Raw genomic sequence first — 12149 nt, forward strand, 5'->3', positions numbered from 1 at the left:
AATAAAAAAGTATATCTAAATCAGAATTGCTTGTAAAGGATCTTTAGATATTATCTTGCCCAAAGGTTAATTTATTTTATAATCTTTTTGTATTCTAGAAATTTCAATTAAATGAACTGTTATAAAACTCACGAGTGTAATGAATTAAGGAAGAATGATGTAGAAAAGGAAGTTACTCTCTCTGGGTGGCTGTACCGTAAACGTGACCATGGTAACCTAATCTTTGTTGATTTAAGAGATTTTCATGGGATTACTCAGTTGGTATTCAATAACGATAAAGATTTTTTTGATGAAATTTCGAATTTAAAATCAGAAAGTGTGATTACTGTCACAGGAATAGTCAAAGCTAGAACTGAAGATACGGTAAATAGCTCTATTTCCACAGGAGAAATTGAAGTTATAGTTAGTAATTTACAAGTTGAATCTGAAGTTGAGTTCCACTGTGATGAAGAAATAGCAAAAGAAGAAAGGAGTATATTAGCAAGTATCGCCGGTGAGCAAGAATACCCAGAAAACATGAGATTTAAATATCGTTTTCTTGATTTAAGACGTGAAAAGGTTCGTAATAACATTATTCTACGTTCACAGATCATTTCAGAGCTCAGGAGGCTCATGATAGAGCAAGGATTCTTAGATATTCAAACTCCCATACTTACTGCCTCTTCTCCTGAAGGAGCACGTGATTATTTAGTGCCAAGCAGACTAAATCCTGGTAAATTCTATGCATTACCACAAGCTCCACAGATTTTTAAGCAGTTGCTTATGGTTTCAGGGTTTGATAAATATTTTCAAATTGCACCTTGTTTTCGTGATGAGGACGCAAGGGCTGACCGTTCTCCTGGGGAGTTTTATCAGCTAGATCTTGAAATGTCTTTTGTAACTCAAGAAGATATATTTCAGGTTATTGAATCTACCTTATATAAAGTGTTTGCCAAATTTTCTCGCAAATCAGTTGATAAAGATTTTCCACGTATTACATACAAAGAAGCAATGCTCAAATATGGATCTGATAAGCCAGATCTGCGTAATCCATTATTAATCAGCGATGTTACAGAGATTTTCCGTGATTCAGAGTTCAATATTTTCAAAAGCAATATCGAGCGAGGTATGGTAGTCAGAGCCATCCCTGCTCCTAAAACAGCAGAGGAACCACGCAGTTTTTTTGATAAAAAAATAGAACATGCACAAAAAGAATTCGGTGCTAAAGGTCTTGGATATATAACGTTTGATAAAGATGGCATCGCAAAAGGGCCAATTGCTAAATTCCTCGATGACAATAGGCTAAATTCCATAAAAGAAATAACGAATGTAAAGCCCGGAGATAGTGTATTTTTTGCTTCTGATAAGGAAAATGAAGCAGCAACAATTGCAGGGAAAGTGCGCACTCTTTTAGGTTCAGAATTGGGATTAATAGATGACGATATCTTCAAATTCTGTTGGATTATTGATTTTCCATATTTTGTATATGACGATAAGAGCAAAAAAATAGATTTCTTTCACAACCCATTCTCTATGCCACATGGTGGCTTGAAAGATTTAGAAGAAAAAGATCCGCTGGATATCCTTGCTTACCAATATGATCTTGTTTGCAATGGAATAGAGCTGTCAAGTGGAGCAATTCGTAATAACAAACTGAATATTATGTACAGAGCTTTTGCCATTGCAGGCTACAGTAAAGAGGAAGTTGATACAAAATTTGGCGCGCTTGTGCGTGCATTCAGGTTTGGAGCGCCACCTCATGGTGGAATAGCGCCAGGGGTTGATAGAATGGTTATGCTACTTGCAGATGAGCCGAATATTCGTGAAGTAATCTGTTTTCCTATGAATCAGCAAGGAGAAGATGTTCTAATGGGCGCTCCTTCTAAAGTAGATGATAAGCATTTACGTGAGTTGTCTTTAAAGGTTGTTGAATAAAGTTGTATATAACTTGAGTTTAGGTGGGGAAAAAACAAGAATATTGAATTCTGTTAAAGTAGTGCTAGGCCCTAGCACTACTTTATAGTTTTAGGATATCAAAAAGTTTGGTCTAGCGGGACTTGGCCCTCTATTCCGTTTACTTCTCCTTGAGAGGTGTAATTCCAATAAGTATAGTTTTTACCCGCATCCTTCCAATCTTTAGGTAATTCAGGCTCCGATCTTCCTCTCCAATCAGCAACCCATAATGGGTAGTGAGAAAAATTATGTTCTTCTTGTGTATAGTAATCATTCCACGTTTTTGGTGAAGCATATACAATTGGACTGTATCCTTTTTCATTCAATTGAGTCAATAAAGAATGAAGTTTTTCGGCTCTCTGTGTGTTAGTGTGTTTTGTAGGATCATCACATTTTGTTGTTCTTCCTTCGCAAATACCAGTTGTAGCACTAACAGCTAACTTATTTGTACCTGGCTCAAAATTAGCTTTTTTAAGTTCGTTAACTATGTTATTCAACTGACCTTCAGGTGTTGAGGTCATCCTAAATACGTGATATGCCCCAGCTTGCACATTATTATCTTTCATACTTTGAAAATTTTGTCCAAATTTAGTGTCTTGAAAAGTTTCTCCCTCAGTTGCTTTGGCAAATGCAAACCTTACCTCATCCTTTGCAACTTTCAACCAATCAATCTCTCCATTCCAATGAGATACGTCTATACCTTTTTCACTCATACTAACCTCATAATTACAATAAATGTTGAATATAGAATATAATAGTGAAAATTTAATGAATATCTTGTGAGCATATTGTAAACAATTTTATACTAAAACAGTTACAAAGTTCTAAACTACAATCTATAGACAAAAATACTTGTTATTAGTAAGTTAAATTATAGTGAGTTAAAAATTATGAGCGATATTCAAAAAGCAATACTATCAAGTATAATCTGCAATATGATTATATGGTATGAAATAACTCTGTTTGGAGTTTTGACGCATATAATAAGTGACGTTTTTTTTTCATCAGAAAGCGACTACATAAAAAAAATCAAATTCCTTGGCAGTTTTGCAATTGGCTTTGGATTTAGACCACTTGGTGCGTTTATTTTTGGTTACATTGGAGATAAGTATGGCAGGAGGAAAATTTTACTGACTTCCGTAATATTAGCTTCGATATCGTCTACTGCAATTGCGGTTATACCTAGCTTTAGAGAAATAGGAATATTTTCTCCTATACTGCTTCTGTTTTGTAGGATAGTACAAGGAATGGCAGCAGGTGGAGAAACAAGTGTTAACTCTGCTTTTTTAATAGAGCATTCAAGCGATAAAAAAAATCTAGGATTCTTAGGGAGCATGAAAGCGTTTAGTGGTGCTCTCGGTTCTATCACATGCTTTGTAATGATAGCTATTTGCAAAAAGTTTACAGGTGAAAATTATGAAATTTGGGGCTGGAGGTTGCCCTTCTATTTCTGCTTCATTATGGGCATAATAGGCTTTTTAACAAGATATATAATGGAAGAGAGCTTAGCATATAAAATTCATGATCAAAATAGAAGCTTATCTGATTCTCCATTTTTAGAATTAATCAAAACCTACAAAAAAGCATTTATATTAGCAATTGGGCTTGGTATCGCTCAAAATGCAATCGTTTATTCGGTAATAATGTTTTATAACATATCTGTAAAAGCGCTTACTCTGTCAGGTATTGATATTAAAAATGTAGTAAGGATTATAGTTGAAATTACATTTGGAACGTCCGCAGTGCTATTTGCAATACTGTCTGATAAAGTTGGAAGAAAAAATGTAATGATTCCTACATTAGTAGCTCTAGCTTGCGCCGGTTTGCCGGTACTTTCGCTATTATCAAATGATAACCACTATATTGTCACGCTCTCTTTTCTGTTGATAAGTGTGCCGATAGGTGCATCTTTTGGAATATATAATTCTCTTGCCTGCGAGTTATTTCCAACAAAAGTTAGGTGCACCGGCTTTAGCCTCGCACATAACATATCTGCAGGTATTTTTGGCGGCCTTTCTCCATCGATATGCATGTGGCTTATAGAAAAAACCGAAACAAAACTTGCCGCAGGGATTTACCTTACTGTTTGTGCATTGATTAGCCTAATATCTGTACTTCAAATTAAAGCCAAAGACAAAAAAATTGATTGGTGAAATCGCTTTAGTCAAAAGATAGCGCTTCAATAGATTTTTCGATATGTTTAGGGACAGGAGCAGTAATAGTGACTTCTTTATTATTTGGCAATTTTAAAGACAAAGAATATGAATGTAGGTGAATCTGATTTGCTACTCCATCAATAAAAGCTTTTTTACCGCCATATTTACCGTCACCAAGAATAGGACAATTTATATGAGCTAAATGTGCACGTAATTGATGAGTTCTGCCAGTAATTGGTTGTAATTTTAAATAAGCAACATTATGTTTTAACCTTGCTATAATTAAAAAATGCGTAGTGGCATTTTGAGGTGAATCTTCATCAACGACTACTTTTTCTTGCCCTGAAATATATTTTTTCACCAACGGATAGTCTATTGTTCCATTATCTTTGCTCGGTATACCAAAAGTTAATGCTAGGTAAGTTTTTTTTATCCTCCGTCCTTTAAATTCTTCCATAAGGTATTTGGCAACGCTGGCATTGCGTGCGAATATTATTACTCCGCTTGTATCCCTATCCAGCCTGTGAACAATTTTAAATATTTCTCTCTCTCTTATTTGGTCAAGTAAATCACTAATGCTAATTTTTACCTTTATGCCGCCTTGAACAATGACCCCTGCGGGTTTGTTTATAGCTAGTATATATTCGTCTTCATATAATATGTTCTCTCTTAGTAGATTCACTAACTTTTCATTATATTTGCAGTCAGAATTAGTGTTCTCAATATAGTCTAAGTATCTTATCATTATAGTTTGCCCAGAGCTTACCCTATCGCTGGATTTTGCCGTGCAATTATCAACCTTGATTAATCCTTTCCTTAAAGACTTCTCAATTGCAGATTGTTTCAAATTGGGAAAAATTCTTCTAATGTACCTATCGAGCCTAACATTATTGTCTTCTACTAATATGGTTTTGATACCTTCTGACATCTTACTTATAAAAATTTTATTGTGTAAACTAAAATCTAACATACCTAATGTACTTCTCAGTTTCAGCTACTTGCATCGAGTGCTACGTGCTGGAATTTAGAGGATTATTTAACTATTTATAACGGCTTCATATTTTCCTACAGCTGAGTAAAGTGGTAACAATGATAGTTTCTCGATCATAGAGAGGTGAGTATTAGGCTCTTTAGTACTAGGGCCTTGACACGCTTCAGTGTTAGGCCCTAACTTCATACACTCAATGCCGTTAGCTAAAGATGTTACTCTTCTGACATTAACATTTTTAGTGCGATATGACCACCTGCAAGGACTATGTAATATTTGTTCTTTTACTCCATCCATTTCAGCTGAACACGCTTTAGTGTTAGTCTCTAACTGCACACATTTAATGTGGTCAGTTATAAATGCTACTCCTTTTTCATTAAGTTTAGCGTTATACTGTAATTGTTCAATTTGATTAGCTTGATCTCTTATCATACGTTCAAAGCTGATAGATAGATTATGTGATTCTATTTCTCTCAACATATGTGATTCTATGTGTTGCACTGTCATTAATTTTTTGTTTCTGAGTATACTTGATTCTAAGTTAAGCCGCGTAAGTATATCTAGTGCTCTTTGTTCTGCTTCCACTAGAAGATTACTTATGCCTTGATGTTCAGCTAAATCTCTTACAGTTTCACCACAGTGATCAGGCAATAAAGTACTTGCGCCATAACATAGTAAAGTCATTACTACTATCCAGTGTCTATGTTCGAAAGCATAAGCTAAAGGAGATTGCCCTGAGCTATCCTGTGCATTAACATTTGCTCCATATAAAATTAAGGTCCTTACTACTTCCGCATGGCCACCTTTGGCAGCTTTATGTAAAGCAGTTGATTCTAAATCGTCACGTGCATTAGCATTTATTCCAGATTCTAATAGAGCATGTACCATTAGTGTATCACCATGTCCGGCAGCACAACGTAAAAACTCAGCTACCATCAATTTCATCACATCCTTCCATATTCCAAGTTGTGTTATAGTAGTTACTGCTTCTAGATAATTATATGGACAAATAGAAAGTAATATTTTCTGTGGATCATTTGTCTCAATACTTGCTCCATGGGCTATTAGATAATTCATTACTTTTCTATTGCCTTTTGCGGCAGCACAATTAAAAGGAGTCCATCCCCATGCATCCTTATGGTTAACATTTGCTTCATAGTTTATTAAGAGCTCTACTGCTTCCACATTATCATTCGTAGCAGCAATATGTAAGGGAGATCGCCCAATTAACTTATCCTCTATATCAACACTTGCTCTATATCGTGATGTGGCCTGTAATAGGATCTCTAATATTAATGTATTATTCTTTGCAGCAGCCCAATATAAAGGACTCCATCCAAATACATCTACTATCTCAATATTTTCAACAATATTCTTATCATTTTTTATTATACAATTCACCATTGCTTCATCAACATTTGCAACAGCAATATGTAAAGGAGTAAGTTTAAGCGCTCCATTCTTCTTAACATCTGCTCCATTCTCCATTAAGTACTTTGCTACTTCTTCATGGCCATTATCGGCAGCCTTATATAAAGCAGTCAATCTCGCTAGATCCTCTGCATTAACATCTGCATTATTTTTTACTAAGATTTTTGTTATTTCTATATCGCCATTTACAGCTGGCTGATATAAAGTAGTTCGTTGAGATGAATCCAACTGATTAACATTTGCCCCTTTTTCTATTAGCTTGCGTGCTACTTCTGTGTTCCTATCTTCAACAGCCCAATGTAAAGCAGTCCATTCGGAAAACGGACTTGGTGCATTAATATCGATTCCTTTTACTTTAAGCATAGCATTTATTAAATTGTTCAGCTTAAAATCAATAGCTAAATACAATAACGTGTATGAAAAGCGTTCATGCAAACAATCTACTTTAAACCAATGATTTATATCAAACTTATTTTTCTCCCACTCTCTATACACATTTTTACTTGCTCTCTTTAGTGCCTTTAGTGTCTCTAATATCTTTCCTACATCTAGCATCACTGGTACCTTTTCTGAGATCTTTCGTGCATTTAGCACATCCTCTAGCGCCACTGCTTTTGATTCTTCTGATGTCTCTTGTACACCTAACCTTTTTAGCATTCTTTTTACCATCTGTTGAGCATTTGATACCCTTGACTCCTTTAGTATCTTTTTTGCTTCTTCTTTTGTCTGCGGTACATTTACCACCTTTAGTCTCTTTTTTAATGGCTCTTGTGTCTCTTGTACTCTTGGAATCTTGCTTGGTACTTCTAATCCATGCGATATCTCTTCTAACATTCTTAATATTTCTGCTTGCCCTAGTATCTTTACTTCCTTTAATAGCTCTTTTATTCTTTCAATTACATTGTCTTCACTTAAATTTACCTCTTGATCAATTACACCTAATATTATGTTCCACTGTTCATATGTCATTACCATGGCTTTACCTCATACTATAGAGTATTTTTTGATGCTATATATTATGGTAGAATAGTCAACGCATTTTCCATAGCGTAACTTGAGAGTCTAAAAGGACTGTTATTAACTTACAGAAAACCAAGCTTGCCTGAAATCACTTAATTGATTATAATCATAGCTTTTAAGGCAGTAAAATGACAGCTTTTTTTCCTTTGGTTATTTTTTTAATCTTATACCTTGGAAGTGGTGTCTATTTTTTCTTTATTGGAATTGATAATCCGCTTCGCCAAGTTTCACCGGTAATTTGCCTACTACCGGCGCTATTTTTTGCTGTTGCATGCAGTGCAGGTAAAATTCAACGTCACATCGATACTGTCATCGAGGGTATGGGCGATAAAAACACCCTTACTATGTGTTTAACTTTTCTATTTTCTGGAGCATTTTCTGTGGTGACTCAATCAATTGGTAGTGCAGATACTGTTGCTGATTTAATTCTCAAATTCCTTCCAGCAAGATTACTACTGCCTGGAGTATTTTTGGCTTCCGCTTTTATATCAACTGCAATTGGTACGTCTATGGGAGTTGTTGTATTAATGGTACCAATAGCTGTTAACTTAGCAAAAAATGGGGCTTTTGGTCTTGAAATAGGAACTGCAACTGTAGTTGGAGGTGCCGTATTTGGTGATAATCTTTCAATGATATCTGACACTACTATTGCATCTGTTTCTTCACAGGGGGCCACGATAAAGGATAAACTTAAAGTGAATTCTAAAGTAGCATTTGTTGCCAGCATTATAACGCTTGTCTATCTGGCAATTATGGCAGATAGTACAAAAATTATTCCTACATCAAATTTAGATTATTTATCAGTAATAAAGATTATTCCTTATATTTCTTTAATAATCATGGGGTTATTTGAAGTTACTACTTTAGTAACAATAACTATAAATATAATTGTTGCTAGTGTATTAGGGATGGCTTTTTTTGACTATACTATCATTCAACTCTCTCATGACATATATGACGGTTTCAAAAAAGTAAACGAGATAGTGATATTTGCTCTATTTATTGGCGGATTGAGTCATATAATGTACAAGCAGGGTCAAAAGGCATTACACAAACTTATCGATGAAAGCAATATCACAAAAACTAAAGCTGAATTTGTAATAGCGGGCATAGCATCTATGTTTACTGTTTTAGTTGCTAATAATACCATTGCTATTTTATTAAGTGGCGATATTGCAAAAAGGCTCGCGCAAAAGCATAATATTCCGTCATACCGTAGTGCATACTTGTTAGACATTTTTGCTTGCGTTACAAAAGGCATTTTGCCTTATGGTTCCCAGCTGCTGCTAGCAGGTAGCATTGCTTCTGTCTCACCTATTTCTTTGTTAACACAAGTTTATTACTGCTTTATTTTAGCAGCAGTTACAGTAGGTGAAATAATCATCAATGGCAGACGTTGCGCGGCTACAACTTAATGTACGAAGATTTCTCTTCATATTACATTTTTGTGCCCATAAGAAACGAGTTGCCATTTTCATCAGCTACTTGGATAATAGATATATTCACAAAATTGTTCCATTTTTCTCAATAGATTTTGGTTTTCTTTTCCCCTTATTAGCAGAGCATAAAACTTAGCTTTTTAATAAATCTCATTTTAACTCCAATACACTAACTATGAAACAATCTATATTGCCATCAAAAACGGAATTTATATTGCCAACTTCATGTCCAGTCCTTAAATCCTTTACCATTTGATATGGATGCATAACATACGATCTGATCTGACTGCCCCAACCTATATCGCATTTCTTGCCATATTCTTCGGCCATTTTCTGTTCTTTTTTTTCCAATTCAATTTGATATAAACGTCCTTTAAGTAGTTTAAGTGCTTCATCTTTATTTTTATGTTGAGAACGACCATTTTGGCATTGAGCTACAACGCCTGTTGGAATATGCGTAATACGTACCGCGCTTTCAGTCTTATTGACATGCTGACCACCTGCTCCAGAAGCACGGTAAGTGTCGATCTTTAAATCCTTTTCATCCACAACAATATCTATTGAATCTTCAATCACTGGAGTTACTCCTACACTTGCAAAACTGGTATGACGTTTACCATTTGCATCAAATGGTGATATTCTAACCAATCTATGAACTCCACTTTCGCTTTTTGCCCACCCGTAAGCTTTTTCTCCGATGATCTTTATTGTTGTAGATTTTATACCAACTGCATCACCATCTAATTTTTCTACAACTTCAACTTTAAAATTGTGATAAATTTCTGCCCATCTTGTATACATGCGCATGAGCATCTCAGTCCAATCATTGCTCTCTGTTCCACCGGCTCCTGAGTGGATTTCTAAAAAGCAGTTATTGTTATCTGCTTCACCAGTAAATAAGGATTCTGTCTCTTTAAGTTTGATTAATTTCTCTAGCTTTACTAACTCACCTTTAACTTCAGAAAAAAATTCTTCATCATTCTCATCAATAGCAGATTTCATCAAGCTGATAGAATCGTTGTAATCGCTTTCTAGCTTTGAAAACGATTCTATTTCATGCTTAATTTTAGAGCGTTCTTTTAAAATCTCTTGTGCTTTTTGATTATCTTGCCACAGATTATCATTCGACGCTTGAGAATCCAGCTCTTCAAGACGCAACTTCAATTTTTCTATGTCAAAGACACCTCCTGATAAGAGAAATACTTTTATTTAAGCCTTGAAAGTATTCAAGGATTTCTGGATGGGTTTTCATTATACTTTAGACTTTAATATATTTATTATCACTAACAATAACAGCAAACAAAATAGAAATTTAACCATATAATAGTTAATTCAAAATAATTTTATTATACTTGAATGTTCAATAAAATCAAGTGTGTATATTTATTAAAAAAATAAGGTAAAGTAATGAATATTAAAACAAGTTCTCATTATGGTTTAGACAAAAAGGCTATTGATGATTTAATAGAGTCTCTCGATAATCAAGAATTAGAGAATGTTCGTAATATTGTAAAAACGATAGATAGCGTTCAGTTAGCTTATTTTTTATCTACTTCGATCAATGATCACAGGGAGAAATTAGTTAATATCCTCGATCAACATTTGTTAAGTGATGCCTTAGTACATGTAGTACCAGATTTACAAGTAGAGATCATAGAAATATTGGGAATAGAAAATACAGCAAAGTTACTAATGCTTCTTGATATAGAAGACATAGTAGCTATAGTGAAAGATTTAGATAGAAAGTCTATAGAAAATATACTTAACTACTTACCCAATGCAACTCAAAAATTAGTAGAGGAATTGTTATCATACCCAGAAGAAAGTGCAGGAAGGTTGATACATAAAAATATGGTTATAGCTCCATATTATTGGACGATAAATCAGCTAATGGAATTCTTGCGCAACTATAAAAAAATACCAGAAACATTTTATCAAATTTTCATCATTAACTCAAAATTAGAACCCATAGGCATTTTCAACTTAAATAAGGTAATATCTCACTCAGGAGAAACAATAATAAAAGAGATAATGAGTCAAGATATAAAAATAATTAAAACTGGAATGGACCAAGAAGAAGTAGCAAGAATATTTAAAGATTACTCTCTATTATCAGCTCCAGTAGTAAATAAGAATGGTAAAATTATAGGTGTAATCCTTATTGAAGATGTAATCAAAATTGTTCAACAAGAAGCAGAAGAGGATGTGCTTAAAATAAGCGGTGTATCTTCTAAATCTGATATAAATGCCCCTATACATAAAACTATAATTAAAAGACTACCTTGGTTACTGTTTAACCTCTTAGCTGCAACAATATGTTCTATAGTAGTTGGCTTTTTCGATAACGTAATACAAAGTTTTATAGTACTGCCAATAATTATGCCAATCATTGCATCGATGAGCGGAAATGCAGGATCCCAAACAGTAACACTAACTATCCGGGCAATCGCAACAAAATATCTAACTGAGCAAAATGCAAAAAGAATACTGATGAAAGAATTTTTAATAGGTCTTATAAATGGAGTGATTTTATCTACAATTTCGCTCGTAGTATTAGCAATAAGGTTCCATAGTTTAAAAGTAGAGATCATTTTCGTAGTTTCCATGATTGCAATGTCGATCATTGCAACATTTATCGGCACTTTTATTCCTATAATGCTTCATCGTTTAAGATCCGATCCTGCTGTTTCGTCTTCAATCTTAACATCAGCAACAACTGATATTCTCTCAGCTCTTATATTTTTTGGTCTAGCCACGATCTTTTTATTAAATAGCTGAATCTTGCTATATAAAAATTGCTTTACAAGCTTTAACTGCCACGTTATCATTACTCACAGGTGCATTGAAGAAGAAAAATAACAGTCGATAAAGAAGTAAAAGTACATGAAACTGAGCTGCTTTAGTTTTAAAATAAAAACTAAAATAAGATGCTAAAGTATGCAAAAAAATTCTTGCTTTGCTAGATCTTTTTAGCTACAATGCAGTCTAACGTAATGAAAACATGAGGTGTGAGTCAGATGCATTGTATTATGTATATCACTCAGAAAGCAATTCTCGATTTTTTAAGAATATATCTAATTTAGTCAGAAGTCAAAAGAAAAGCACACTGTTACTCAGCAATTAAAGTTACCTAGGATTACCGTAAGGTTTCTACAGTAAATTTGTAGAGCAGTTTAGTACAGC

The 12149-nt window shown here is 34.2% G+C and carries 8 protein-coding genes; 4 read left to right on the forward strand and 4 right to left on the reverse strand.

Annotated elements, in window-relative coordinates; translation table 11 throughout:
* Positions 1-111: 111 nt before the first annotated feature.
* Positions 112-1914, forward strand: a complete 1803-nt coding sequence (aspS, locus tag AB3210_RS03380; RefSeq protein ID WP_012481816.1) for an aspartate--tRNA ligase — start codon at positions 112-114, stop codon at positions 1912-1914.
* 98 nt (positions 1915-2012) lie between these two features.
* On the opposite strand, the gene AB3210_RS03385 is transcribed toward aspS, so the two are convergent.
* Entirely contained in the window at positions 2013-2645 is a 633-nt protein-coding gene (locus tag AB3210_RS03385; RefSeq protein ID WP_007302899.1) for a glycoside hydrolase family 25 protein, read from the reverse strand.
* A gap of 177 nt (positions 2646-2822) precedes the next feature.
* Between AB3210_RS03385 and AB3210_RS03390 the strand changes: the two genes are divergently transcribed.
* The gene (locus tag AB3210_RS03390; RefSeq protein WP_007302900.1) at positions 2823-4085 is read left to right on the forward strand and encodes an MFS transporter; all 1263 of its coding nucleotides are present in this window, start codon (positions 2823-2825) and stop codon (positions 4083-4085) included.
* A gap of 7 nt (positions 4086-4092) precedes the next feature.
* Here the strand turns inward: AB3210_RS03390 and AB3210_RS03395 are convergent, their stop codons facing one another.
* Positions 4093-5016 (reverse strand): RluA family pseudouridine synthase, encoded by a 924-nt coding sequence (locus tag AB3210_RS03395; protein WP_007302901.1) that lies wholly within the window; start codon positions 5014-5016, stop codon positions 4093-4095.
* A 108-nt stretch (positions 5017-5124) separates the two neighbouring features.
* Complete coding sequence (locus tag AB3210_RS03400; RefSeq protein ID WP_052264661.1) at positions 5125-7482, reverse strand: ankyrin repeat domain-containing protein; 2358 nt, start codon at positions 7480-7482, stop codon at positions 5125-5127.
* A 173-nt stretch (positions 7483-7655) separates the two neighbouring features.
* Between AB3210_RS03400 and AB3210_RS03405 the strand changes: the two genes are divergently transcribed.
* A complete protein-coding gene (locus tag AB3210_RS03405; RefSeq protein ID WP_052264662.1) occupies positions 7656-8942 on the forward strand; it encodes a Na+/H+ antiporter NhaC family protein in 1287 nt (428 codons plus the stop codon).
* Between the two features lie 174 nt (positions 8943-9116).
* On the opposite strand, the gene prfB is transcribed toward AB3210_RS03405, so the two are convergent.
* A protein-coding gene (gene prfB, locus AB3210_RS03410) for a peptide chain release factor 2 (protein ID WP_230440360.1) occupies positions 9117-10218 on the reverse strand; the annotation gives its coding sequence in 2 pieces (ribosomal slippage) (positions 9117-10151 and positions 10153-10218; 1101 coding nt in all).
* 155 nt (positions 10219-10373) lie between these two features.
* Here prfB and mgtE point away from each other — a divergent pair.
* Positions 10374-11744 (forward strand): magnesium transporter, encoded by a 1371-nt coding sequence (mgtE, locus tag AB3210_RS03415; protein ID WP_007302783.1) that lies wholly within the window; start codon positions 10374-10376, stop codon positions 11742-11744.
* The last annotated feature ends 405 nt before the right edge of the window (positions 11745-12149 follow it).

This window comes from Wolbachia endosymbiont (group B) of Scrobipalpa ocellatella, assembly GCF_964188425.1.
In the GTDB taxonomy this organism is placed as follows: Bacteria; Pseudomonadota; Alphaproteobacteria; order Rickettsiales; family Anaplasmataceae; genus Wolbachia.

Coding starts and splice junctions, on each gene's coding strand:
- AB3210_RS03385 (WP_007302899.1), bottom strand. CDS start 2,645: ATGAGTGAAAAAGGTATAGACGTATCTCATTGGAATGGAGAGATTGAT.
- AB3210_RS03400 (WP_052264661.1), bottom strand. CDS start 7,482: ATGGTAATGACATATGAACAGTGGAACATAATATTAGGTGTAATTGAT.
- AB3210_RS03390 (WP_007302900.1), top strand. CDS start 2,823: ATGAGCGATATTCAAAAAGCAATACTATCAAGTATAATCTGCAATATG.
- mgtE (WP_007302783.1), top strand. CDS start 10,374: ATGAATATTAAAACAAGTTCTCATTATGGTTTAGACAAAAAGGCTATT.
- AB3210_RS03395 (WP_007302901.1), bottom strand. CDS start 5,016: ATGTCAGAAGGTATCAAAACCATATTAGTAGAAGACAATAATGTTAGG.
- aspS (WP_012481816.1), top strand. CDS start 112: ATGAACTGTTATAAAACTCACGAGTGTAATGAATTAAGGAAGAATGAT.
- AB3210_RS03405 (WP_052264662.1), top strand. CDS start 7,656: ATGACAGCTTTTTTTCCTTTGGTTATTTTTTTAATCTTATACCTTGGA.